This is a genomic window from Streptomyces sp. NPDC015127, assembly GCF_043080095.1.
Taxonomy (GTDB): domain Bacteria; phylum Actinomycetota; class Actinomycetes; order Streptomycetales; family Streptomycetaceae; genus Streptomyces.
In genome coordinates this window covers 77,484-100,877 of record NZ_JBIBVE010000019.1, presented here as the reverse complement: position 1 = coordinate 100,877, position 23,394 = coordinate 77,484, and the positions used below count along the sequence as shown (strand labels likewise).

Here is a 23,394-nt window from a genome sequence, read left to right as displayed (position 1 = left end):
TCAGTCACCGGTCGACGCCTCCCATCACGGGGTCGATGGACGCGACGGCGACGATGACGTCGGCGACCTGGCCGCCTTCGCACATGGCCGCCATGGCCTGCAGGTTGGTGAACGACGGGTCGCGGAAGTGGACCCGGAAGGGGCGGGTGCCGCCGTCGGAGACGACATGGACGCCCAGCTCGCCCTTGGGCGACTCGACCGCGGCGTACGCCTGCCCGGCCGGGACGCGGAAGCCCTCGGTCACCAGCTTGAAGTGGTGGATCAGGGCCTCCATGGAGGTGCCCATGATGTTCTTGATGTGGTCGAGCGAGTTGCCGAGTCCGTCGGGGCCGAGCGCGAGCTGCGCGGGCCAGGCGATCTTCTTGTCGGCGACCATGACCGGCCCGGGCTCCAGGCGGTCCAGGCACTGCTCGACGATCCGCAGCGACTGGCGCATCTCCTCCAGCCGGATGAGGAAGCGGCCGTAGGCGTCGCACGTGTCGGCGGTCGGGACGTCGAACTCGTACGTCTCGTATCCGCAGTACGGGTCGGTCTTGCGCAGGTCGTGCGGGAGCCCGGCGGAGCGCAGGATCGGTCCTGTGGCACCGAGGGCCATGCAGCCCGCCAGGTCCAGGTACCCGATGTCCTGCATGCGGGCCTTGAAGATCGGGTTGCCGGTGGCGAGCTTGTCGTACTCCGGCAGGTTCTTCTTCATCGTCTTCACGAACTCGCGCATCTGGTCCACCGCGCCGGGCGGCAGGTCCTGGGCGAGGCCGCCGGGCCTGATGTAGGCGTGGTTCATGCGCAGGCCGGTGATCAGCTCGTAGATGTCGAGGATCAGTTCACGGTCACGGAAGCCGTAGATCATGATCGTCGTGGCGCCGAGCTCCATGCCGCCGGTGGCGATGGCGACCAGGTGCGAGGAGAGCCGGTTGAGCTCCATCAGGAGCACGCGGATGACCGTTGCCCGGTCGGGGATCTGGTCGTCGATGCCGAGCAGCCGCTCCACGCCCAGGCAGTACGCCGTCTCGTTGAAGAACGGCGTCAGGTAGTCCATGCGCGTCACGAACGTGGTGCCCTGCGTCCACGTGCGGTACTCGAGGTTCTTCTCGATACCGGTGTGGAGGTAGCCGATGCCGCAGCGGGCCTCGGTGACGGTCTCGCCGTCGATCTCCAGGATCAGGCGGAGCACGCCGTGCGTGGAGGGGTGCTGCGGACCCATGTTGACGACGATGCGCTGGTCGTCGGCCTTGGCCGCGGACTGGACGACCTCGTCCCAGTCACCGCCGGTGACCGTGTACACGGTCCCTTCGGTGGTCTCGCGGGCATCGGAGAGGTGTGTCCCGGAGGGACCCGTTGAGGGGTGGTGGCCGGGAGACGGGTGGGCGTGGGAAGTGCTCACGAGTACGACCTCCGCTGGTCCGGAGCCGGGATCTGGGCGCCCTTGTACTCGACGGGGATGCCGCCGAGCGGATAGTCCTTGCGCTGCGGGAAGCCCTGCCAGTCGTCCGGCATCATGATCCGGGTGAGGGCGGGGTGGCCGTCGAAGACGAGCCCGAAGAAGTCGTAGGTCTCGCGCTCGTGCCAGTCGTTCGTCGGATAGACCGACACCAGCGACGGGATGTGCGGGTCGTGGTCCGGCGCCGAGACCTCCAGCCGGATCAGCCGGCCGTGGGTGAGCGAGCGCAGGTGGTAGACGGCGTGCAGCTCGCGGCCCTTGTCGTGGAGGTAGTGCACGCCGCTCACGCCGGTGCACAGCTCGAAGCGCAGTGCCGGGTCGTCGCGCAGGGTCCGCGCCACCTGGAGCAGGTGTTCGCGGGCGATGTGGAAGGTGAGCTCGCCGCGGTCGACGACCGTCTTCTCGATGGCGTTCTCCGGGAGGAGGCCCTGCTCCTCCAGCGCGCCTTCGAGCTCGTCGGCGACCTCGTCGAAGTAGCCGCCGTAGGGGCGGGTGGCCGCCCCGGGGAGCCGCACGGAGCGTACGAGCCCTCCGTAACCGGATGTATCCCCTCCGTCGTTGGCGCCGAACATGCCGCGCTGGACGCGGATCTCCTCGCCGTGCTCACCGCGCTGGCCGGGAAGGTTCTGCGCCGAGAGCTCCTTCTCGGGATTGGGCTGGTCGGTCATCGCAGCAGCCCCTTCATCTCGATCGTCGGCAGCGCCTTGAGCGCCGCCTCCTCCGCCTCGCGGGCCGCTTCCTCCGCGTTCACGCCGAGCTTGGAGGTCTGGATCTTCTGGTGGAGCTTGAGGATCGCGTCCATCAGCATCTCGGGGCGCGGCGGGCAGCCGGGCAAATAGATGTCGACGGGGACAATGTGATCAACACCCTGCACAATCGCGTAATTGTTGAACATTCCGCCCGATGATGCGCAAACACCCATGGAGATCACCCACTTGGGGCTGGGCATCTGGTCGTAGACCTGGCGCAGGACGGGCGCCATCTTCTGGCTCACCCGCCCGGCCACGATCATCAGGTCGGCCTGGCGCGGCGAGCCGCGGAAGACCTCCATGCCGAACCGGGCCAGGTCGTACCGCCCGGCTCCCGTCGTCATCATCTCGATGGCGCAGCAGGCCAGGCCGAAGGTCGCGGGGAAGACGGACGACTTGCGCACCCACCCCGCGGCCTGTTCGACGGTGGTCAGCAGAAAGCCGCTCGGCAGCTTCTCTTCGAGTCCCATAGGAGTGCCCCTTCGCCCCTCAGTCCCATTCCAGGCCGCCGCGCCGCCACACATACGCGTAGGCGACGAAGACGGTGAGCACGAAGAGCAGCATCTCCACGAGCCCGAAGATCCCCAGGGCGTCGAAGGTGACGGCCCAGGGATAGAGGAAGACGATCTCGATATCGAAAATGATGAAGAGCATCGCCGTCAGGTAGTACTTGATCGGGAAGCGGCCGCCTCCGGCCGGCGTCGGCGTGGGCTCGATGCCGCACTCGTACGCTTCAAGCTTCGCCCGGTTGTACCGCTTTGGGCCGATAAGCGTGGCCATGACCACGGAGAAGATCGCAAACCCTGCCCCGAGGGCGCCGAGCACAAGGATGGGCGCGTAAGCATTCACCCTCCCCGCTCCTTCCAGTCGTCCTTGACCGTTGGACCGCACCGGGCCATCGCCTCGCCGCCTCGCGAAGATCGTGCACATGTGAGGCAGTTCACAAGCCCGACTGCTCCGCATCCTATGCCTGTCGGTCTGTGATCTGCGACACGGGGTCCGGCATCGCGTTTGTGATCTCCACCACCCGACGAACGATCATGAACGAGGATGAGCAGTGATCTTCGTACGTGAAGCTCCCGAGTGATCACCAGACGTGACATCCGGTGCGGTTACCGCTGGTCAAAGGCGTGGTGCTCTATCAAGTGATGGCCCATACAGGCAAATTGGCGATGGACCCCCATCGGTGATAGAGGGCGTCCGCTCACTCGACCGTGGGACGGGGTGGACAACGGTGGACGCGTGCACGCGTTCACGAGCCCGCGGACGCCCGGACGTTGACCGTTCTGTGACCTGCGCCACTCGCTCAAGAGTTCAACAAAGGCGGGCTTGGCCATCGACGTAAGAGGGTGATAAGCCGACGGCAATTCGGACCTTTTACGGAAAGCCCATGATCACAGCCGTGATCGTCAATGACCGGTTTGCCCGTTACGGCGTCAATAAAGGCCGATCCAGAGCGGATTCACAGGTTCCGTTCGTAACTGTGGCGCAACCCACGTTTCTTGAAGGGAACCGTCGGGCCCTGATAGCGGTTGTACTCATGTCCCACACCGCTCACATACCCAGCCACCGGAAGCCCCGCCGCGGAGCGTCGAAAGTCGCGATCCGGGCCGGAGTTGCCGGTGGCTTCCTCAGCACCATCGCGGTGGCCGGAGCCGCCGGGCCGGCGAATGCCGAGCCGGTGACCGCGACCATCGAGATGCCCGTCCTCACCCACGCCGACCTCTCCGCGGCAGTCGCGCAGTCGGCCGACGCCACGCAGCAGGTCGCGCTCGACCTCGAACTGCAGGCGCAGGAGGACGCCGCCGCCGAGCAGGCGGCGAAGGCCGCCAAGAAGGCCAAGGCGGAGGCCGAGCGCGAGGCCGAGGCCAAGGCGAAGGCGGAAGCGAAGGCCCGCGCCGAGGCGGAGGCCAAGGAGCGCGCCTCCCGCGCCGCCGAGCGCACCACGCTGTCCGCCCCCGCGAGCGGCTCCGCCGCCACTGTCGTCGCCTTCCTCAAGGCCCAGCTCGGCGACGCGTACATCATGGGCGCCACCGGCCCCAACGCCTGGGACTGCTCCAGCCTGGTCCAGGCCGCCTTCCGCCAGGTCGGCATCGACCTGCCGCGTGTCTCGCAGGACCAGTCGGTCGCCGGCACCCAGGTCGGCACGTCCGACCTCCAGGTCGGCGACATCCTGTACTGGGGCGGCGCGGGCTCCGCGTACCACACCGGTGTGTACATCGGGAACGGCCAGTACCTCGACGCCGCGAACCCGAGCAAGGGCGTCGTGATCCAGGACCTGTCCGGCTACCCGGCGAGCGGCGCGGTCCGCGTGCTCTGAGATTCACAGCTCCGCGAAGGGCCGCCGCTCCGGAAGGGGAGCTGCGGCCCTTCGCCGTCCCGGCGCCCCTGCACGGCCCTTCGCCGCCCCGCGCGCACGGCAGTCCCGGGCACGGACCTGGCGACCGGTCCCGGCGCGCACCCGCGGCCCCTGCGGTTCAGCCGCGGCCGGCCGCCGCCGTCCGCCGCTGCGTCAGCCACTCGTCGAACGTCTGGGTGCCGCGCGGGCCGGGCCCGGCCGGCAGCAGCCCGCCGTCCGCCATCGCACGCCCCGCCGCGCCCGGGAACCGGACGGACAGCACGAGGCGCCGCTCGTGCCGGGCCGGCAGCACGCGGCGGACCATGTCGATCAGCAGCTCCTCGCGGGGGCCCGCCAGTTCCGGCGCCATCCCCCGGGCCGGGCCCTGCGCCAGCTCGACGAGCGCCCGGGCCACCTCCCGTACGGCCACCGGCTGCACCCGCATGGGCGGGACCGGCATCAGCGGGCCCCGCAGGCGGTCGAGGATGTCGTCGGCGAACTCGTGGAACTGGGTCGCGCGCAGCACCGTCCACGGGACCGGACCGGCCGCCACGACCTGCTCCTGGCGGATCTTGCCCTGGTAGTAGCCGTGGCCGACCCGCTCGATGCCCACGATCGACAGCGCCACGTGGTGCCGCACGCCCGCCCGTTCCCCCGCCGTCAGCAGGTGGCGCGACGCCGACTCGAAGAAGGCGACGGCCTTCCTGCGGCTGATCGTCGGCGCGTTGGTCACGTCGATCACCGCGTCGGCGCCGGCGAGGGCGCCGTCCAGCCCCCGGCCCGTGGTGACGTCGACGCCGGTGGACCGCGCCAGCACCACGGGCTCGTGGCCCGCCGCACGCAGTTCCTCCACGACGTGCCGCCCGGCCAGGCCGGTGCCGCCCGCTACCGCGACCCGCATGCGGTCCTCCCCCCGCCCCTCACGCCGCGTGGGTGACGCGGAGTTTTGACTGGCCGTGCGGCAGCCGCTCCCAGTCGTCCATGAAGCGGGCGGTCAGCCCGTGCCGCGCGGCCAGCCGGACCAGCGTCTCCGTGCGGTAGTAGAAGTCCTCGCCGAGCACCTGGTGCTCCCGCGTCTCGGTGCGGTCGTAGGTGAAGTCGAAGAAGCCGCCGGGCGCCAGCACCCGTCCCACATGTGCCAGGCATTCGTCGATGACCTCCAGCGGCGAGTGCGAGAAGACGCTGTGCGCGTGCACGACGGTGAACGAGGAGTCGGGGAGGAAGTCCAGCCGCAGATCCTCGACGGGCGTCAGGTACGGCAGCTTGTGCTGGAGACCGTAGCGGACGAGAGTCTTCTTGGCCTCGATGAGGATGTCGGGCGAGATGTCGATCCCGTAGTAGTGGCCCGGCTCCAGATGGTCGATGAACCGCCAGCCGGCCCGCAGGTTGCCGCAGCCGATCTCCAGCAGCCGGTCGTGCGGCTGGAGCCCGTGCTCGCGCAGGTAGTCGAACTGCATCTGCCCGATCGCGAGCCAGCGGTCGTGCGAGGGCCCGCCGCCGACCGCCGCCTCCGGGCTCCTCGCGGTGTCGGAGGCCATCACCGCCCGGTAGTACGCGACGTGACCGCGGTGGCGCAGCCGCAGCCACGTGTCCCGGCCCGCCCGGCGCAGGTACGGCACGACGCGGCGGGGGTTCCGCAGGGCGTAGCGCACCTTGTGGCCGAGCCGGGAACGGTTCACCGACAGGCGGGATGCGGGTCCTTGGTGCATGACGGCCTCCGTGCCATCCGTGGGCTGCCCCCTTCCGGGGGATGCTAGCCACCGAAGCGGCCGGCGGCACGGACTCACTCGTTCGGAAACACGTGTTGGGCCGAGTGGCGCCTGGCCCGGGCAGGCTGCCGCCGCCCCGTGCAGCGTGGCTGCCATGCGGCAATCAGGCGTGATCAACGAGGCGCGGGCCGGTGCGGCGGGCGGGGCGTGGCAGGGCCCGCCCGGCGGGACGGCCCACGGGAACCCGCTGCGGTGGCTCGCGGCCGTCTGCGCCGCCTTCGCACTCGTCCATCTCGTGCTGGTCGCTCCGGGGCTCGGGCTCGGCTGGGACGAGTCGGTGTACGTCAGCCAGGTGAGCCCGCAGGCACCGGCGGCGTTCTTCAGCGCACCGCGCGCCCGGGGCATCACCTTCCTCGTCGCCCCCGTCACGTCGCTGACCACCTCCGTCGTGGCGCTGCGTGTCTTCATGGCCGTGCTGGCCGGCTGCGGGCTGTTCGTCGCGCTGTGGGTGTGGCGCCGGCTGCTGCCCGCGCCGGTGCTCGGTGTCGCGGGCGCGCTGTTCGCCGGCTTGTGGATCACGATGTTCTACGCCTCGCAGGCGATGCCCAACCTGTGGGTCGCCTATGGGGCGCTCGCCGCGGTCGGCTGCTTCCTGCGGGCCGCCCGGGACCCGGACGACCGGTGGGCGCCGGCCGGCATGGCCGCCGGGGTGGCATTCGCCGCGCTGATGCGGCCCACGGACGCCATGTGGTTCGCCCTGCCGCTCGCGGTCGCGGCCGTGGTGATGCGGGCCTGGCGGTGGCCGCTGCTGCTGGCCGCGCTCGTCGCGGGCGTGGCCGTCGGCTGCGCCCCGTGGATCGCCGAGGCGTACGCCGCGTACGGCGGACTCTCCGCCCGGCTGGAGCGGGCCAGCGAGATCCAGGGCCGGCTCGGCTGGTACTTCTCCGTCGACGACCATGTGCGCGCACTCGACGGCCGGTTGCTGTGCCGCCCCTGCGACGTGCCCTGGCGGCATCCGGCCGCCGCCCTGTGGTTCTTCGCGCTGCCGCTGTTCGTGGCGGCCGGCGTGCGGGCCGCCGTCCGCGACCGGCGCCACCGCGCGGAGATGGTCGTGGCGACCGTGGTCGGTGCGGCACTGGCCGCGCCCTATCTGTTCACCGTCGGCTACGCGGCACCGCGCTTCCTGCTGCCCGCCTACGCGCTGCTCGCGCTGCCCGTCGCCTACGGCCTGGTCCGGCTGTGCCGGCCCCGGCCGCGCGGGCGGCGGATCGTGGTCGGGCTCGTCGCCGCGGCCGTGGCCGCGCACCTGGCCGTCCAGTACCGGGTGGTCGACAGCGCGGCGGACCGGGTGCGCCGCAGCACGGCCGACCTCGGGCGCATCACCGCCGAACTGCACGCCCTGGGCGTGCGCCCGCCCTGCGTGGTCAGCGGCGCGGAGGCGATCCGCATCGCGTTCCGCGCCGGCTGCTCCTCCCGCCAGCCCCGCGGCCACGACGGGAGCATCACACCGGAGGAACTCGCCGCCACGGCACGCCACCGGCCGGTGGCGGTCGTGGTGGCCGAGGGGGGACGGCCCCCGGCGTACGCACGCGCCTGGCCCTCGCATCCGCTGCCCGACCTGGGCAGCCGGACGGGCCTGCGCGCCTACGTCGCCGGCGCTCGGCCGGCGGCCCCGGGCGCTACGCCTTCGGAGCCACCTTCGACAGGCCGTTGATGATGCGGTCCATCGCGTCGCCGCCCGTCGGGTCCGTCAGGTTCGCCAGCATCTTCAGCGTGAACTTCATCAGCAGCGGGTGCGTCAGACCGCGCTGGGTGGCGACCTTCATGACCTTCGGGTTGCCGATCAGCTTCACGAACGCGCGGCCCAGCGTGTAGTAGCCGCCGTAGGTGTCCTTGAGGACCTTCGGGTAGCGGTGCAGGGCCAGTTCGCGCTGGGCCGGGGTCTGCCGGGCGTGCGCCTGGACGATGACGTCGGCGGCGATCTGGCCGGACTCCATCGCGTAGGCGATGCCCTCGCCGTTGAACGGGTTGACCAGGCCGCCCGCGTCGCCGACGAGCAGCAGGCCCTTCGTGTAGTGCGGCTGCCGGTTGAACGCCATGGGGAGGGCCGCGCCGCGGATCGGGCCCGTCATGTTCTCCTCGGTGTAGCCCCAGTCCTCCGGCATCGAGGCGCACCACGCCTTGAGCACCTCGCGCCAGTCCAGCTCCTTGAAGGACGCGGAGGTGTTGAGGACGCCGAGGCCCACGTTGGACGTGCCGTCGCCCATGCCGAAGATCCAGCCGTAGCCGGGCAGCAGCCGGTCCTCGCCCGGGCCGCGCCGGTCCCACAGCTCCAGCCACGACTCCAGGTAGTCGTCGTCGTGGCGCGGGGAGGTGAAGTACGTACGGACCGCGACGCCCATCGGGCGGTCCTCACGGCGGTGCAGGCCCATCGCGAGGGAGATGCGCGAGGAGTTGCCGTCGGCGGCGACGACGAGCGGGGCGTGGAAGGTGACCGGCGTCTTGTCCTCACCGAGCCTGGCGTGCACGCCGGCGATCCGGCCGGTGCGGTCGTCGACGATCGGCGCGCCCACGTTGCAGCGCTCGTACAGCCGCGCGCCCGCCTTCTGTGCCTGCCGGGCCAGCTGCTCGTCGAAGTCGTCGCGCTTGCGGACGAGTCCGTAGTCCGGGTACGAGGCGAGGTCCGGCCAGTCCAGCTGGAGGCGCACGCCGCCGCCGATGATCCGCAGGCCCTTGTTCCGCAGCCAGCCGGCCTCTTCCGAGATGTCGATGCCCATCGCCACCAGCTGCTTGGTGGCCCGGGGGGTGAGGCCGTCGCCGCAGACCTTCTCGCGCGGGAACGCCGTCTTCTCCAGGAGGAGGACGTCGAGCCCGGCCTTGGCCAGGTAGTACGCGGTCGTGGAGCCGGCCGGGCCTGCCCCGACGACGATCACATCGGCAGTGTGCTCGGTAAGGGCTTCGGTCACGGCGGGATCTCCCGAAGATTCGATGCGGTTCGATCGGTTCGGTCTCGACATTGCGTACCGAACGGCACTGGACAGGGGCAGTCTATGGGGGCGATCAGTTCCGCCGACCGAAGGGCTCCGTACATGAGCAGCAGGCCGCTTCCCGTCATACAGCTGCGCGTCCCGACCGACGAGGACGCCCTGGCCTGGCACCGGGTGTTCGACGACCCCGAGGTCATGGAGTTCCACGGGGGCAGGCCCGCCGAGCTGTCGGTGTACGAGGAACTCACCGCACGGCAGCGCCGGCACGACGCCGAGCACGGCTTCTGCTTTTGGACGATCCTCGACGAGGACGGCGAGGTCGTCGGCTTCACGGGCGCGCAGCCCTGGCCGCACCAGGACTTCGGGCCGGTCGGCGAGATCGAGATCGGCTGGCGGCTCGCCCGCTCCGCCTGGGGCAGGGGCTATGCGACGGCCGCCGCCCGCACCACGCTGGAGCGGGTACGGGCGGCGGGGGTGGAGCGCGTGGTGGCGATGGTGAACTCCCGCAACGAGCGGTCCATCGCCGTGATCCGGCGGCTCGGCATGGAGCTCGCCGAGACCTTCACGACCCCGGTGTCGCGGCAGACCGGCTACTGCTTCCGGCTGGAGCTGGCGGACGCGCTCAGCCGGCCGTGAAGGTGGCGACCGCCGTGGAGAACACCACGTCCTTGTCCGGGTCCCAGCGGTCGGCCCGCCCGGCGGCGAGGATCGCGTACTCGGTGCCGTCGGCGGCGACGAAGGCCTGATCGATGACGTGGCGGACCAGGCCGCCCTCGTCGGGCTCGGGGATGTGCGTGAACTCCCAGAGCGCGCCGGGGCGGCCCTGGTAGGTGTTCCGCTCCAGCCGCAGGCGCCGGTAGTCGCTCTCGGGGTTCGCCAGGTGCTTCTTCTCCAGGCCGGTGAAGTTCTCGTACGAGCTCATCGGGGTGTCCCGGATGACGCCGATCTGGAGGTAGTCGCCGCCCGTGGGCGCCTCGTAGAAGACCTGGCTGCCCGCCTGCCGGCGGGTCCAGCCCTCCATGACCGCCACGGTGAACCCGGCGGGGTCCTGGCGTAGCACGAACCCGGCCGGGAGGGTGCCGTCGCCGCCGGGAGAGGCGGACGGCGAGGACGTGGCCGAGGGCGAGGACGAGGCGGCGGGCGACGGCGTGGCCCGCGGCTTGGCGTCCGGGGTCTGTGCCGGGGGCGCGGACTGCCGGTCCTGCGTCGCGGGAGCGGCGTCCTCGTCCTGCCTGTCCTGCCAGATCAGCGCCCCGGCGGTCGCGCCGCCGCCGACGACGAACGCGGCGACGAGCGTCACCGTCCACAGCAGGACCTTGCGCCGGCGGTTCCCGGTGACGCCCCCGTCCGGTCCGGCGGGCAGCGGCGGCGGGGCCGTGACCGGGCCCTGCGGGGCGCCGAGCCGCACGGTGTACGGGTCGTGCGGACCGCCGGCGGCAGCGGCGGCCGGGACCTCCGGCCCGCCCGCGTCCGCGGCGGGCGCGCGAACTCCGGGCGCGGGCGGCGCCGGTGCGTACGGTGCCGGAGCAGCGGGTGCCGTCCCGGGGCCGTACGGCATCGGCGCCGGGGTGTACGGCGCCTGCGCCGCCGGCCACTGCTGCGGCCGCCCGGGCAGGAACGCACACACGAACGTCGCGCCGCCCACCCACAGCAGCCCGAACAGCAGCGCGTCCGGCACGCTCGGCGCGACCTCGGCGAAGCCCTGGCCGCCGAAGTCGGCCAGCCCGCCCGCCAGTTCGGCGGAGAGGCCGGAGACACCGGTGAACAGCAGCAGCAGACCCAGCGCGAACGCTCCCGCGAGCAGCCGCTCGCGGCGGTCGGCCGACCGGCGCGCCGCCCACACGCCGAGGATCAGCGCCGAGACGACGCCGAGCGCCACCATGCCCGCCACCGCCCCGCCGCCCCACACGTCGGAGATCTCGCCCAGACCGAAGCTGCCGCGCTCGGCACCCCAGCCGAACAGGCCCATGTCGCCCCGGACGTCGTACGCCACCGGCACGCCCCAGGTGAGGCCGAGCACGGCCAGGCCGATGTTGGGCAGGAGCGGCAGGGCGATCAGCAGGGCCGTGCCGTCGGCGTCGTCGTTGCTCGCCAGGAAGACGAAGCCGGCCAGCGAGCACAGCGCGACGACGACGGCGAGCGCGCGGACCGCCGTGCCGAAGGCGCGGACCGCGGACCGGGCGGCGGGGCGCTGCGCCAGCCACGCGGCGAGGTCGTCGCGCTGGAGCACGCCGGCCGTGACGGCCGCGGAGAGCACCAGCGCGCCCAGCGCCGCGAGCAGGGGGGACGAGGAGACCTCGACGCCCGCGATCCCGGGCTGTGCGAACAGGCCGAGCACGAGGACGGCCGCGGTGACCACCAGCGAGACGCGTACGGCGGCCTCGAGCCCCGCACCCCGCGCACGGAGCATCCGCGCCCCGACGTACAGCGCGGCGATCCACAGCACGGTGACGGTCAGCGGGGCGAGCGAGAGCGACGCGGTGCCCTGTGTCACGGCGTCCGTGCCGGAGTCGGAGAAGCCGGAGCCGTCACCGTAACCGCCCGAGGTGTCGCCCCAGCCGAAGCGGCCGCCGTCGGAGGTGGAGCCTCCGATGCCGAATCCGGCCCCGTCGGCGGCCTTCAGCCCGAACCCGCCGCCGAAGCCCTGCATCAACAGCGCCAGGGCGATCCGCAGCCGGTCGCTCCAGCCGACGACGACCTCGTCCTCCTGTCCGTACGACGGGATCGCCAGCGCGGTCGCGAGCACCAGCAGCAGACCGGTCGGCCAGAGCGCGGCCTGCACCGATGCCGCCCAGTCGCCGCGCAGCGCCCGCCCGAAGAAGGCCGTGACGGGCGAGGGCACGGCAGGACCGGGTCCGTACGCGGGCGGGGGCGGCACGGGCACCGGGGCCTGCGCCGGGACCGGAACCGGCGGGGCGGTCTCGGGCAGCCGCTCCTTGCCGCATTTCATGCAGAAGCGGGCCTCATCCGGGGATGGGGCACCGCAGTGGCCGCAGTACGACGCCATGGACAGACTCCGAAAGCAACGGGTGGGGACGGAAGTTGACGCTCGATGAGGAAGACGTAAGCAACTGACTCATCCTGCCACCCGCCGGTTCCCGCCTCAGAACACGGACAGCCCCGTCAGCGTCGTGAACCGGTCCAGCGCCGCCACCCCGGCCACCGAGTTGCCCCGGGTGTCCAGGCCCGGGCTCCACACGCACAGCGTGCAGCGTCCCGGCACGACGGCGACGATTCCGCCGCCGACCCCGCTCTTGCCGGGCAGACCGACGCGGTAGGCGAAGTCACCGGCCGCGTCGTACGTACCGCAGGTGAGCATCACCGCGTTGATCTGCTTGGCCTCGCTGCGGGTCAGCAGCCGCGAGCCGTCCGCGCGCAGCCCGTGCCGGGCCAGGAAGCGGGCGGCGCGCGTCAGGTCGGCGCAGCTCATCTCGATGGAGCACTGCCAGAAGTAGTGGTCGAGGAGGGCCGGGACGGGGTTGGTGATGTTGCCGTACGAGGCCATGAAGTGGGCGAGCGCCGCGTTGCGGTCGCCGTGCGCGGACTCCGACTCGGCGACCTCGGGGTCGAAGGCGAGGTCCTTGTTGCCGCTCTCCTCCCGCAGGAATTCGAGCAGTTCGCTGCTGGCGTCGCCGGTGAGGGTCTGCAGCATGTCGGTGACCACGAGGGCGCCCGCGTTGATGAACGGATTGCGCGGGATGCCGTTCTCGTACTCCAGCTGCACCAGCGAGTTGAAGGGGTTGCCCGAGGGCTCACGGCCCACCCGCTGCCACAGGCTGTCGCCGCCGGCGGCCAGCGAGAGCGCGAGGGTGAAGACCTTGGTGATCGACTGCACGGAGAACGGGTGCCGCCAGTCCCCCACCCCGTACACGTTGCCCTGGAGGTCGGCGACGGCCATGCCGAAGCGGTGCGGGTCGACACCGGCGAGGGCCGGGATGTACTCCGCGGGCCTGCCGCTGCCGACCAGCGGGGCGACGTCCTGTGCGATCTGCTCCAGGACCGCCTGGTAGTCCACGGCGATCGACTGGTGGTCCACGCCTTGGGCCTACAGCGGCTTGGTGCCGCGGTGCAGGGCGACGATGCCGCCGGACAGGTTGCGCCAGGCCACGTTCGTCCAGCCCGCGTCCTGGAGCCTGCGGGCGAGGGCGCGCTGGTCGGGCCAGCTGCGGATCGACTCGGCGAGGTAGACGTACGCGTCCGGGTTGGAGGACACCGCGCGGGCGATCGGCGGCAGGGCCCGCATCAGGTACTCCTCGTACACGGTGCGGAACGGCGCCCACGTCGCGTGCGAGAACTCGCAGATGACCACCCGGCCGCCCGGCTTGGTGACCCGGTACAGCTCGCGCAGCGCCTGGTCGGTGTCCTGCACGTTGCGCAGCCCGAAGGAGATCGTCACGGCGTCGAAGACACCGTCGGCGAACGGCAGCCTCGTCGCGTCGCCCGCGGTCAGCGGCAGCCAGGGGTGGCGCTTCTTGCCCTCGCGGAGCATGCCGAGGGAGAAGTCGCACGGGACCACGTAGGCGCCGGTGTCGGTGAACGGCAGGGAGGAGGTGCCGGTGCCGGCGGCGAGGTCGAGGACCTTCTGCGCCGGGCGCGCGTCCACGGCCTTGGCGACCTCCTTGCGCCAGCGCCGGTCCTGGCCGAGCGAGAGCACGTCGTTGGTGAGGTCGTAGTTCGCCGCCACGTCGTCGAACATCGAGGCGACTTCGTGCGGCTGCTTGTCCAGGGTTGCGCGAATCACTGGCGTTCGGCCTCGCAGACTCGGGTACGGGCGGGCTCGCCCATTCTCGCAGGCGTCCCGACGCCGTCGGCCGGGGGCTTGCCGAGCGGGCGGAACGGAGTCAGGGCGCGGACCGGCCCCGGTGGGGCGCCCTTGCCCCGTGGCCGGTGCCGGGCGGGCCCTCGCCGACGGCGATCACAGCCGCCCGCGCGCTGGCGGCGACCGGAGCACCGGGACGCCCGGCGCAGCGCTTCGGGTGCATGGCCGCCCGGCTCACCTCCGGCGGTACACCAACCGGCCGCCGAGGACGGTCGCGACGCAGGTACGGGCACCCCGGGCCACGAGGTCGGCCTCGTCGGCCACGTCGAAGACGGCCAGGTCGGCAAGGCCCCCGGCGGTGAGCGGACCGTGGACGGTGCCCGGCAGGTCGTACCCCTCGACGAAGGGGTCGAGGTCGGGGCCGTCCCAGACCGGCGGGGCGAGCACCGCTGCGTTCGGCACCTCGCGCAGCCCGGCCCGTGCCACGGCCTGCCGCACCTCGGCCGCCGCGCCGAGGCCGACGTGCGTCGTCCCGTGCGCCAGCATCCGCTGGATGCCGCGCCGCACGCTGCCCGCCGTCCGGGCCGCGTCGGGCGCGAGCGCGTCGAAGGCCGCGCCGGTGACCGGCGCGGTGCCCAACTCGTCCGCTTCACGGGGGTCGGGGTGGTACACCCGCGTGAGCAGCCAGTGCCCGTGCCACTGACGCAGCCCCGGCGTCGCCACCCCCGGCCAGCGCCGCGTCCGCGCGCCGGGATGCGCCGCCGCCACGTCCTCGTACGGGCCGAGGGCGGCGATCTCCGTGCCGCGTACGGCGACCGCACCGCCCGGCACGGGGGCGCGTCCCCCGCCGGGCAGGAGCAGGTCCGCGACGTGAATCGTCAGCACAACCGCCTCAGTTGGCGTTGAGCAGCTTCAGCTCCGGGTGCGCCGTCCCGCCCTCGATCGCCGTGGACGAGATGTGCGAGACCACGCGCTCGTCGACGGGGTCGTCCGCCGGGTCCTCGTGCACGACGATGTGCTCGTACGTCGTGGTCCGCTGTGCGGGGACGCGGCCCGCCTTGCGGATCAGGTCGATGATCTCCAGGCGGTTGGAGCGGTGCTTGGCGCCCGCGGAGGAGACGACGTTCTCCTCCAGCATGATCGAGCCGAGGTCGTCAGCGCCGTAGTGCAGCGACAGCTGGCCGACCTCCTTGCCCGTGGTCAGCCAGGAGCCCTGGATGTGGGCCACGTTGTCGAGGAAGAGCCGCGCGATCGCGATCATGCGCAGGTACTCGAACAGGGTCGCCTGCGTTCGGCCCTTGAGGTGGTTGTTCTCGGGCTGGTACGTGTACGGGATGAAGGCGCGGAAGCCGCCCGTGCGGTCCTGCACGTCGCGGATCATCCGCAGGTGCTCGATCCGCTCGGCGTTGGTCTCGCCCGTGCCCATCAGCATCGTGGAGGTCGACTCGACACCGAGGCCGTGCGCGATCTCCATGATCTCCAGCCACCGCTCGCCGGACTCCTTCAGCGGCGCGATCGCCTTGCGGGGACGCTCCGGCAGCAACTCGGCGCCGGCGCCCGCGAAGGAGTCGAGTCCGGCCGCGTGGATGCGGGTGATCGCCTCCTCGACCGTGACCCCGGAGATCCGCGCCATGTGCTCCACCTCGGACGCGCCGAGCGAGTGGATCACCAGCTGGGGGAACTCCTTCTTGATGGCCGCGAAGTGCTGCTCGTAGTACTCGACGCCGTAGTCGGGGTGGTGGCCGCCCTGGAACATGATCTGCGTGCCGCCCAGTTCGACGGTCTCCGCGCAGCGGCGCAGGATGTCGTCGAGGTCCCGGGTCCAGCCCTTGGCGGTGTCCTTCGGCGGGGCGTAGAAGGCGCAGAACTTGCAGGCCGTGACGCAGACGTTGGTGTAGTTGATGTTGCGCTCGATGATGTACGTCGCGATGTGCTCCGTACCGGCGTACCGGCGCCGGCGCACGGCGTCCGCCGCGGCGCCCAGCGCGTGCAGCGGCGCGGAGCGGTAGAGGTCGAGCGCTTCCTCGGCTGTGATCCGCCCGCCTGCGGCGGCACGGTCCAGGACGGGCTGAAGGTCGGCCTTCTCGGTCACCGGGCGTCACCCTTCGGCGGTTTTGCTGCGGATCTTGCGGACCGATCCAGGCTACGCCACGGCCCCGGCGCCCGGCCGCGGGCCTCCCCGGCGCTCGGCACCCGCTCAGCGCCGGACCTTGGCGAGCGTGGCGGTCGGGGTGCCCGCGGCCTCCTCATGGGACTGGTAGCGCAGGGTGCCGTCGTCGGCGAGCGTGAACACCAGCACCGCCTTCCCGCTGGTGCACTTGCCCGCCGTGCCCTCGCGCTCGGGATCGGTGCGCTCCTCGATGCGCACCATCCGGGAGGTGGCCGAGGCGAGTCTGCCGACGCCGTAGCACTCGACACTCACGCCCAGGACCGAGATCGAGTTGGTGCTGCGGACGACGTCCTGGCCCTTCGTGCCCTTGGTGAACGTGACGGTCACGGTGCCGTGCGGCAGGCCGGACCGTTCGGTGGCGGGTCCCGTCCAGGTGCCGAGGAACGCGGCCGGCACCCCGTCCGCCTTCCCCGGGGACGAGGACGCGGCCGCGGTGGGCGGCGGCGCGGCCGCGTCGTTGGTGCCCTGGCCGCCGTCGGCGCCGCGGCCGGGCCACCGGTCGAACAGGAAGGTGCTGCCGACGGTGACGGCCGCGAGGGCGCCCGCGACGGTGAGCGCGAGCGTGCAGCTGACCCGGCGAGCCCTGGTGCCGCCGGTCGCCGAGAGGGACAGGCCGCCGCCCCCGGCCGGGCGGGACGTGCCGGAGGCCGTGGCCGCCTCGTGGCCGGCGGCGGACGGGGGCCTGCCCCACTGCGCGGCGGCCCGGTCCGGCTCGACCGGCGGGCCGAAGACGCCGAGGGCCAGACTGGAGAACGCGACGGGGCCGGAGGCGGCGGGGTCGGAGGCGGCCGGGTCGGACGCCGACGGCACGGATCCGGACGGTGCGGCGGACTCGGCGGGGAAGGACTCCAGGTGCAGTAGGTCCACCGCCGCGCGGCTGATCTCCTCCACGACCGGGCCCGGCAGCCAGCCGGCCCCGCCGCCGGCGCCGAGCCCCTCCGCGACCTCGGCGGGAGTCGGCCGGGCCGCGGGGTCCTTGGCCAGGCAGCCGCTCACCAGCTCCCGTATCCCGCTGTCCAGCGCGCCCAGTTCGGGCTCCTCGTGCACCACCTTGTAGAGCAGCGCGGCCGAGGAGTCGCCGGGGAAGGGGGCCTCGCCGGTCGCCGCGTACACGAGGACCGCGCCGAGCGAGAACACGTCGGCGGCGCCCGTGACGCCCTTGCCGAGGATCTGCTCGGGGGACATGTAGCCCGGCGAGCCGACCGAGACGCCCGTGGAGGTGAGGGACGCGGTGCCGTCCGTGGCGCGGGCGATCCCGAAGTCGATGAGCCGTGGGCCCTCCAGGGCGAGCAGCACGTTCGACGGCTTCACGTCCCGGTGCACGAGGTCGAGCGCGTGCACGGCCACCAGTGCCCGGGCGAGCCCGGCGCCCAGCACGCGCACCGACGCCGTGGGGAGCGGCCCGTGTTCGGCGACCGTCCGGGACAGCGGGGGGCCGGCGACGTATCCGGTGGCCACCCACGGCACGGGCGCGTCGGGGTCGGCGTCCAGCACGGGTGCGGTCCACTCCCCGCCGACCCGGCGCGCGGCCTCGACCTCGCGCCGGAACCGCGCCCTGAACTCGTCGTCGAGCGCGAAGTGCGGATGGACGGCCTTCACCGCGACCGTGCGGCCGCCCGCGCTGCGCCCCAGGTAGACACGGCCCATCCCGCCCGCGCCCAGTCTGCCGAGCAGCCGGTACGCACCGATGACGCGCGGCTCACCCGGATCCAGCGGCTGCATCTCAACTCCCCCGTCAGCCCTGGCACCAAGGCCCTGGCACAGACCGTCCGGTCAAAAACTGCCCACAGCCTAGGGGGTGTCCCGCCGATCAGGCCGGATCAGTGAGCGGCGCCCTGCGGCCCCGGATCCAAGGCGGAGGAAGGAGACAATGGCGGAGCCATGGCGACCGACGACAACGCGGGAGACGGGGTCGCAGGGCGTCGCGAGCCCGGCATGATCGGCGAGACACCCCCGGGGGGTGGGGTCAGCGGTGGCCGTCGAGCAGTTCCACACGGACATCGGCCGAGAAGCCGGTGGTCGGTCCCGTCCTGCGCGCGAACTCCCGTACGCCCGCCAGCTGATCGGGCCCGAAGCGGAAGTCCAGTGTGGTGAAGTAGCGCTCCAGCAGCTCGGCGTCGAAGCTCTCCCAGCGGGCCGCCTGCTCGGCGACCTTGGCGACCTCCTCCAGGGACAGGTCGCGCGAGGCGAGGAACGCCTCGTGCACCTGGCGCACGACGACCGGCTCGCGGGCCAGGTAGTCCTTGCGCGCCGCCCAGACGGCGAAGACGAACGGCAGCCCGGTCCAGTCCTTCCACATCTGTCCGAGGTCGTGGACCCGCAGGCCGAGGCGGGGCGCGTCGTGCAGCGAGGCGCGCAGGGCCGCGTCCCCGATGAGGACGGCGGCCTCCGCCTCCTGCATCATCACGCCGAGGTCCGGCGGGCAGGTGAAGTAGTCGGGCGCCACCCCGTACTGCTCGGCGAGCAGCAGTTGCGCGAGGCGCACGGAGGTGCGGGAGGTGGACCCGAGCGCGACCCGCGCCCCGTCCAGCTGCTCCAGCGGCAGCTGGGAGACGATCACGCAGGACATCACGGGGCCGTCGCAGCCGACGGCGAGGTCGGGAAATGCGACGAGGTCACCGGCATTGCGCAGGAATTCGACGAGAGTGACCGGCGCGATGTCGAGTTCGCCGCGCACCAGACGCTCGCTGAGCTTCTCGGGGGTGTCCTTCGTCAGTTCGAGGTCGAGAAGTGTTCCCGTTCTGGCAAGCCCCCAGTAAAGAGGGAGACAGTTCAGGAACTGGATGTGGCCGACGCGCGGCCGGCTGCGACGGATGTCGGTTGCTGTGCTTTCACCGTGACTGTCCACATCGTGAGGCTAGACCGGTGTCCTGCGTCGGTACGCGCCGGGGCCGCGCGGTGACGTCCGCGCGGCCCGCCCGAACTGCGCTTCGTCAGCGGAACGGGCCCGAATCAAACGTCCGAGTGACGTGATCTTTCCCTCTACCGCTGCGCGCACGCTGCGTGCTAGGCTCAACGCAAGTTGCAGTTTGGTTTCCCTTGCAGTACAGAGCCTGCGGAGCATGTAACCCGCAGGCTTTTGTAGTTTTCAGACTTCTTGCAGGTTCTGGAGCAGGGCAACCCTTTGGCCCATAGGAGGGCTTATGGCTACCGGAACCGTCAAGTGGTTCAACGCTGAAAAGGGCTTCGGCTTCATCGCCCAGGACGGCGGCGGCCCGGATGTCTTCGTCCACTACTCCGCGATCAACGCGACCGGCTTCCGCTCCCTCGAGGAGAACCAGGTCGTGAACTTCGACGTCACCCAGGGCCCGAAGGGCCCGCAGGCGGAGAACGTCACCCCGGCCTAGTCAGCCACGGGTCGGCGATCGCGCACGACGTAGCAGTACCAAGGAGCCCCGTTCCGTCAGGATCGGGGCTCCTGCCTTTTCCGGCGCCCGCGGCGCTACGCGCCCGGCCTCGCGTACAGCGCGTCGATCTCCGCCGCGAAATCCCGTTCGATCTCCGTGCGCCGCAGCTTGAGCGACGGGGTCAGGTGGCCGCTCTCCTCCGTGAAGCCAATGGGCACGGTGCGGGGTGCGGCTTCGGGCGGGCCTCACGTGGCCCGGGGGCACCGCCCGGGTCAGGCCCGTTCGAGGACGGCGGTCACGCCCTGGCCGCCCGCCGCGCAGATCGAGATCAGGCCGCGGGCGGGTCCCTCCCGTTCGGCGAGGAGCTTCGCCAGGGTGGCGACGATCCGGGCGCCGGTGGCGGCGAAGGGGTGGCCGGTGGCCAGGGAGGAGCCGGCGACGTTCAGCCGGGCGCGGTCCACGGCGGGCAGGCCCCGCCTCTCCCAGGCGGCGAGCGTCGCGAGCACCTGGGAGGCGAACGCCTCGTGGATCTCCACGAGATCGAAGTCGTCGAGCGAGAGGCCGGTGCGCTCCAGCATCCGGGGTACCGCGTACGCGGGGGCCATCAGCAGGCCGTCCTCGCCGCCGCGGGCGTCGCCGTGCACATGGTCCACAGCTGCCGTCTCGTACGCGGTGAGATACGCGAGCGGCCTCACGCCGTGCTCCTCGGCCCACGCGTCGCTCGCGAGGAGCACGGTGGCCGCGCCGTCGGTGAGCGGGGTGGAGTTGCCCGCGGTCATGGTCGCGCCCGGGGCGTCGTTGCCGTAAACCGTCCTGAGCGTGGCGAGCTTGTCGACGGTGGAACCGGGGCGCAGGTTCTGGTCGCGTTCCAGGCCGCGGAAGGGCACCACGAGGTCGTCGAGGAGACCCCGCTCGTACGCGGCGGCGAGGCGCTGGTGGCTCGTGGCGGCGAGCAGGTCCTGCTCCTCGCGGCCGATCCCCCACTTCCTGGCGGTGATGGCGGCGTGCTCGCCCATCGACAGGCCGGTGCGCGGCTCGGCGTTGCGCGGGATGTCCGGAACGAGGTGCTTCGGCCGCACCCGGGCAAGCGCCCTCAGCCGTGCGGCGGTGCCCTTGGCGCGGCGCGCCTCCAGCAGGATCCTGCGCAGCTCGTCGTTGACGCCGAGCGGCGCGTCGCTGGTGGTGTCGGCGCCGCCCGCGATGCCGCTCTCCACCCCGCCGACCGCGATCTTGTTGGCGACGGCGATCACCGCCTGAAGTCCGGTGCCGCAGGCCTGCTGGATGTCGTACGCGGGGGTACGCGGGTCGAGTCCGGAGCCGAGCACGGTCTCGCGGGCGAGGTTGAAGTCCCGGCTGTGCTTGAGGACCGCGCCCGCCACGAACTCGCCGACGGCGCCCGGCCCGGTCAGGCCGAAGCGCTCGACGAGCCCGGCGAGCGCGGCGCCGAGCATCTCCTGGTTGGTGGCGGTGGCGTAGGGGCCGTCCGACCGGGCGAAGGGGATACGGCTGCCGCCGATCACCGCGACCCTGCGAGGCATCATCGGCACCATTTCGACCAACTCCTGACCCTTGAGTAACCTTACTCCAGAGTAAACCTACGACCGCGCAGGGAGTCGGACAATGGCCGATCGCTATCTGCACTTCACCGGCACAGCGCCCGGCCGCTTCCTCACCCGGCGCCTCGGGCTGCCCCGGCCCGCCCCGCTGCGCCGCTGGAGCTTTGGGACACCCACGCTCGACGGTCCCCTCCTGCTGCTCACCGCCGGCGCGTCCGCCCTCGACGGCCCCCTGCCCGACACCGGGCTGGAGACCGTCGCCTCCCCCGCCCGGCCCGCGGCCGTCGTCCTCGACGCCACCGGCGTCACCACCGCGGCGGGGCTCGCCGACGTGCACGCCGCGCTCCACCCCGTCGTGCGCTCGATCGCCCCCTGCGGCCGCGTCGTCGTGCTCGGCGTCCGCCCCTCGGCCGACGACCACCACCAGGCAGCCGCCCAGCAGGCGCTCGAAGGATTCGTCCGCTCCCTCGGCAAGGAGATCGGCGGCGGACGCACCGCCAATCTCGTACGGCTCGCCTCCCCCGCGCCCGACACCGCCGCGTCCACCCTGCGCTTCCTGCTCTCGCCGAAATCCGCCTACGTCAGTGGCCAGGTCATCGAACTCACCGACGCCGAGCCCGAGTTCCCCGCCGACCCCGACCGCCCCCTCGCGGGACGCACCGCGCTGGTCACCGGCGCCGCGCGCGGCATCGGCGCCGCGGTCGCCGAGGTCCTCGTCCGCGACGGCGCCCACGTCGTCTGCCTCGACGTGCCCCAGGCCGAGGCGGAACTGGCGCGCACCGCGGACCGGCTCGCGGCCACCGCGCTCCCCCTCGACATCACGGCACCCGACGCCGCCGACCGCATCAGGGCGGCGCTCCCCAGTGGCGCGCTCGACGTCCTCGTCCACAACGCGGGCATCACCCGCGACCGCCGGCTCGCCAACATGCCCGCCGACCAGTGGAGTCAGGTGGTCACCGTGAACCTGGCCGCGGTCCTCGACACCACCGACGCGCTGCTTGCGGCGGGCGCCGTCCGCCGGGGCGGCCGCATCGTGGCCACCGCCTCCATCGCGGGCATCGCCGGCAACACCGGCCAGACCAACTACGCCGCGTCCAAGGCCGGCGTCATCGGACTCGTCCGCTCCCTGGCCCCGCGCGCCGCGGCCGCCCACGGCGTCACCGTCAACGCCGTCGCCCCCGGCTTCATCGAGACGAAGATGACGGCCGCCGTTCCCCTCCTCATCCGCGAGGCCGGCCGGCGGATGAACTCCCTGGCCCAGGGCGGCCTGCCCGTCGACGTCGCCGAGGCCACCGTGTACCTCGCCCACCCCGCCTCCGCCCCGGTCAACGGCCAGATCCTGCGCGTCTGCGGCCAGAGCCTGCTCGGCGCCTGACGATGACGACCCTCATCCTGACCGCGCCGCCCCGGCTCGCACCCCTGCTCGTCCGGGGTGCCGCCCTCTCCCCGTTCAAGCGCCGCGTCGGCGCCGACGCGCCCCTGCCCGCCACCCGGCTCGTCCTGCCCGCGGCCCGCACCGACCCGGCGCGGCTCGCCGCGTACGCCACCGTCTGCGGCTTCCCCACCACGGGGCCGCTGCCACTCACGTACCCGCACGTCCTCGGGTTTCCGCTCGCCCTGCGGCTCATGGCGGACCGGGCCTTTCCGCTGCCGCTGCCGGGGCTCGTCCACACCCGTATCGACATCGCCCGGCACGGCCGTGCGCTGCTGCCGGGCGACCGGCCCGAACTCGCCGTCCACGCCGAGGCGCTGACGCCCCACCGGCGCGGCACCGAGGTCGTCGTGGTCACCGAGGCACGCCTCGACGGGCGCCTCGTCTGGGAGTCCCGCAGCTCCTACCTGGCCCGCCACCGCACCGCGTACGACGGCCCCCGCGACAGCGCCCCGGACAGCGGGCCGCTGCCTCCCGTGGCGGAATGGCGGCTGCCCGGCGACCTCGGCCGCCGCTACGGCGCCGCCTCCGGCGACCGCAACCCGATCCACCTGCACCCCCTGACCGCCCGGCTGTTCGGGTTCCCCTGCGCCATCGCGCACGGCATGTGGACCTTCGCGCGCTGCCTGGCCGAGGCCCAGCGCACCACGGGGCCGGCCGCGGCGGCCCGTGCCGAGTTCAGGGCACCCGTGCTGCTGCCCGCCTCCGTCACGTACGCGGCCCGCGGCACCGCGGACAGCACGTCCTTCGAGCTGCGCGGCGGCTGCGACCGGCTCCACCTGACCGGTCACGTCGCCACGGCATGGCGCGGTGAGCGGTGAAGCAAAGGGGAACGTCCCGGCAACGGATATCGCACTGGGGCGCGTCACCCCAACGACCGCGCCGCCTTGCCTGCCTTACGGACCGGCC

21 protein-coding genes and 1 pseudogene are annotated in these 23,394 nt (G+C 72.5%); 6 read left to right on the top strand and 16 right to left on the bottom strand.

Going from position 1 to position 23,394, the window contains the following annotated elements; translation table 11 throughout:
- Positions 1-4 precede the first annotated feature (4 nt).
- The 4 genes from ACF08N_RS31420 to ACF08N_RS31405 all read right to left on the bottom strand — a co-directional run bounded on the left by ACF08N_RS31420 (position 5) and on the right by ACF08N_RS31405 (position 3,036).
- Positions 5-1,282, bottom strand: a complete 1,278-nt coding sequence (locus tag ACF08N_RS31420; RefSeq protein WP_392328131.1) for an NADH-quinone oxidoreductase subunit D — start codon at positions 1,280-1,282, stop codon at positions 5-7.
- Between the two features lie 95 nt (positions 1,283-1,377).
- Entirely contained in the window at positions 1,378-2,106 is a 729-nt protein-coding gene (locus tag ACF08N_RS31415) for an NADH-quinone oxidoreductase subunit C (protein WP_392328104.1), read from the bottom strand.
- Complete coding sequence (locus tag ACF08N_RS31410) at positions 2,103-2,657, bottom strand: NADH-quinone oxidoreductase subunit B family protein (protein WP_187741805.1); 555 nt, start codon at positions 2,655-2,657, stop codon at positions 2,103-2,105. The genes ACF08N_RS31415 and ACF08N_RS31410 overlap by 4 nt, the downstream gene beginning before the upstream one ends.
- Positions 2,658-2,676: 19 nt before the next feature.
- A complete protein-coding gene (locus ACF08N_RS31405; RefSeq protein WP_003974383.1) occupies positions 2,677-3,036 on the bottom strand; it encodes an NADH-quinone oxidoreductase subunit A in 360 nt (119 codons plus the stop codon).
- Positions 3,037-3,727: 691 nt separating this feature from the next.
- On the opposite strand from ACF08N_RS31405, the gene ACF08N_RS31400 reads away from it, so the two are divergent.
- Entirely contained in the window at positions 3,728-4,507 is a 780-nt protein-coding gene (locus tag ACF08N_RS31400; protein ID WP_392328103.1) for a C40 family peptidase, read from the top strand.
- Positions 4,508-4,664: 157 nt separating this feature from the next.
- On the opposite strand, the gene ACF08N_RS31395 is transcribed toward ACF08N_RS31400, so the two are convergent.
- On the bottom strand, positions 4,665-5,426 hold the full coding sequence (locus ACF08N_RS31395) for an SDR family oxidoreductase (protein ID WP_392328102.1): 762 nt from the start codon (positions 5,424-5,426) through the stop codon (positions 4,665-4,667).
- Positions 5,427-5,445: 19 nt separating this feature from the next.
- On the bottom strand, positions 5,446-6,234 hold the full coding sequence (locus ACF08N_RS31390; RefSeq protein WP_392328101.1) for a class I SAM-dependent methyltransferase: 789 nt from the start codon (positions 6,232-6,234) through the stop codon (positions 5,446-5,448).
- A 154-nt stretch (positions 6,235-6,388) separates the two neighbouring features.
- On the opposite strand from ACF08N_RS31390, the gene ACF08N_RS31385 reads away from it, so the two are divergent.
- Positions 6,389-7,948 (top strand): ArnT family glycosyltransferase, encoded by a 1,560-nt coding sequence (locus ACF08N_RS31385; RefSeq protein WP_392328100.1) that lies wholly within the window; start codon positions 6,389-6,391, stop codon positions 7,946-7,948.
- On the opposite strand, the gene ACF08N_RS31380 is transcribed toward ACF08N_RS31385, so the two are convergent.
- The gene (locus ACF08N_RS31380) at positions 7,914-9,200 is read right to left on the bottom strand and encodes a geranylgeranyl reductase family protein (protein ID WP_392328099.1); all 1,287 of its coding nucleotides are present in this window, start codon (positions 9,198-9,200) and stop codon (positions 7,914-7,916) included. The two genes, ACF08N_RS31385 and ACF08N_RS31380, sit on opposite strands and share 35 nt — an antisense overlap.
- A 123-nt stretch (positions 9,201-9,323) precedes the next feature.
- Between ACF08N_RS31380 and ACF08N_RS31375 the strand changes: the two genes are divergently transcribed.
- Positions 9,324-9,857 (top strand): GNAT family N-acetyltransferase, encoded by a 534-nt coding sequence (locus ACF08N_RS31375; protein ID WP_392328098.1) that lies wholly within the window; start codon positions 9,324-9,326, stop codon positions 9,855-9,857.
- Here the strand turns inward: ACF08N_RS31375 and ACF08N_RS31370 are convergent.
- The 7 genes from ACF08N_RS31370 to ACF08N_RS31340 form a co-directional block, all read right to left on the bottom strand.
- On the bottom strand, positions 9,844-12,228 hold the full coding sequence (locus ACF08N_RS31370) for a zinc-ribbon domain-containing protein (protein ID WP_392328097.1): 2,385 nt from the start codon (positions 12,226-12,228) through the stop codon (positions 9,844-9,846). The two genes, ACF08N_RS31375 and ACF08N_RS31370, sit on opposite strands and share 14 nt — an antisense overlap.
- 96 nt (positions 12,229-12,324) lie before the next feature.
- Positions 12,325-13,236, bottom strand: coding sequence for a glutaminase (locus ACF08N_RS31365; RefSeq protein ID WP_392328130.1), 912 nt, complete (start codon positions 13,234-13,236; stop codon positions 12,325-12,327).
- Positions 13,237-13,266: 30 nt separating this feature from the next.
- A complete protein-coding gene (locus ACF08N_RS31360) occupies positions 13,267-13,962 on the bottom strand; it encodes a demethylmenaquinone methyltransferase (protein ID WP_392328096.1) in 696 nt (231 codons plus the stop codon).
- A 252-nt stretch (positions 13,963-14,214) separates the two neighbouring features.
- Positions 14,215-14,865 (bottom strand): hypothetical protein, encoded by a 651-nt coding sequence (locus ACF08N_RS31355; protein ID WP_392328095.1) that lies wholly within the window; start codon positions 14,863-14,865, stop codon positions 14,215-14,217.
- Between the two features lie 7 nt (positions 14,866-14,872).
- On the bottom strand, positions 14,873-16,072 hold the full coding sequence (gene mqnC, locus ACF08N_RS31350) for a cyclic dehypoxanthinyl futalosine synthase (protein ID WP_392328094.1): 1,200 nt from the start codon (positions 16,070-16,072) through the stop codon (positions 14,873-14,875).
- 105 nt (positions 16,073-16,177) lie between these two features.
- A complete protein-coding gene (locus ACF08N_RS31345) occupies positions 16,178-17,872 on the bottom strand; it encodes a serine/threonine-protein kinase (RefSeq protein ID WP_392328093.1) in 1,695 nt (564 codons plus the stop codon).
- 244 nt (positions 17,873-18,116) lie between these two features.
- A complete protein-coding gene (locus ACF08N_RS31340; RefSeq protein WP_392328092.1) occupies positions 18,117-18,998 on the bottom strand; it encodes a menaquinone biosynthetic enzyme MqnA/MqnD family protein in 882 nt (293 codons plus the stop codon).
- A gap of 295 nt (positions 18,999-19,293) precedes the next feature.
- Between ACF08N_RS31340 and ACF08N_RS31335 the strand changes: the two genes are divergently transcribed.
- On the top strand, positions 19,294-19,497 hold the full coding sequence (locus tag ACF08N_RS31335) for a cold-shock protein (RefSeq protein WP_017948713.1): 204 nt from the start codon (positions 19,294-19,296) through the stop codon (positions 19,495-19,497).
- Between the two features lie 95 nt (positions 19,498-19,592).
- Here ACF08N_RS31335 and ACF08N_RS31330 read toward each other — a convergent pair.
- Both ACF08N_RS31330 and ACF08N_RS31325 read right to left on the bottom strand, forming a co-directional pair.
- Positions 19,593-19,715: pseudogene (locus tag ACF08N_RS31330) on the bottom strand (hypothetical protein); the annotation flags it as partial.
- A gap of 54 nt (positions 19,716-19,769) precedes the next feature.
- The gene (locus tag ACF08N_RS31325) at positions 19,770-21,035 is read right to left on the bottom strand and encodes an acetyl-CoA C-acetyltransferase (protein ID WP_392328091.1); all 1,266 of its coding nucleotides are present in this window, start codon (positions 21,033-21,035) and stop codon (positions 19,770-19,772) included.
- Positions 21,036-21,117: 82 nt separating this feature from the next.
- Between ACF08N_RS31325 and ACF08N_RS31320 the strand changes: the two genes are divergently transcribed.
- Together ACF08N_RS31320 and ACF08N_RS31315 are read left to right on the top strand one after the other, a co-directional pair.
- Positions 21,118-22,428 (top strand): 3-oxoacyl-ACP reductase, encoded by a 1,311-nt coding sequence (locus tag ACF08N_RS31320; protein ID WP_392328090.1) that lies wholly within the window; start codon positions 21,118-21,120, stop codon positions 22,426-22,428.
- 2 nt (positions 22,429-22,430) lie between these two features.
- A complete protein-coding gene (locus tag ACF08N_RS31315) occupies positions 22,431-23,306 on the top strand; it encodes a MaoC/PaaZ C-terminal domain-containing protein (protein WP_392328089.1) in 876 nt (291 codons plus the stop codon).
- Positions 23,307-23,394: the final 88 nt, after the last annotated feature.

Bases quoted from the DNA above. Each gene is read 5' to 3' on its own strand.
- ACF08N_RS31415 (WP_392328104.1), bottom strand. From the start codon at position 2,106: ATGACCGACCAGCCCAATCCCGAGAAGGAGCTCTCGGCGCAGAACCTT.
- ACF08N_RS31410 (WP_187741805.1), bottom strand. From the start codon at position 2,657: ATGGGACTCGAAGAGAAGCTGCCGAGCGGCTTTCTGCTGACCACCGTC.
- ACF08N_RS31400 (WP_392328103.1), top strand. From the start codon at position 3,728: ATGTCCCACACCGCTCACATACCCAGCCACCGGAAGCCCCGCCGCGGA.
- ACF08N_RS31395 (WP_392328102.1), bottom strand. From the start codon at position 5,426: ATGCGGGTCGCGGTAGCGGGCGGCACCGGCCTGGCCGGGCGGCACGTC.
- ACF08N_RS31390 (WP_392328101.1), bottom strand. From the start codon at position 6,234: ATGCACCAAGGACCCGCATCCCGCCTGTCGGTGAACCGTTCCCGGCTC.
- ACF08N_RS31385 (WP_392328100.1), top strand. From the start codon at position 6,389: ATGCGGCAATCAGGCGTGATCAACGAGGCGCGGGCCGGTGCGGCGGGC.
- ACF08N_RS31375 (WP_392328098.1), top strand. From the start codon at position 9,324: ATGAGCAGCAGGCCGCTTCCCGTCATACAGCTGCGCGTCCCGACCGAC.
- ACF08N_RS31370 (WP_392328097.1), bottom strand. From the start codon at position 12,228: ATGGCGTCGTACTGCGGCCACTGCGGTGCCCCATCCCCGGATGAGGCC.
- ACF08N_RS31345 (WP_392328093.1), bottom strand. From the start codon at position 17,872: ATGCAGCCGCTGGATCCGGGTGAGCCGCGCGTCATCGGTGCGTACCGG.
- ACF08N_RS31335 (WP_017948713.1), top strand. From the start codon at position 19,294: ATGGCTACCGGAACCGTCAAGTGGTTCAACGCTGAAAAGGGCTTCGGC.
- ACF08N_RS31325 (WP_392328091.1), bottom strand. From the start codon at position 21,035: ATGCCTCGCAGGGTCGCGGTGATCGGCGGCAGCCGTATCCCCTTCGCC.
- ACF08N_RS31320 (WP_392328090.1), top strand. From the start codon at position 21,118: ATGGCCGATCGCTATCTGCACTTCACCGGCACAGCGCCCGGCCGCTTC.
- ACF08N_RS31315 (WP_392328089.1), top strand. From the start codon at position 22,431: ATGACGACCCTCATCCTGACCGCGCCGCCCCGGCTCGCACCCCTGCTC.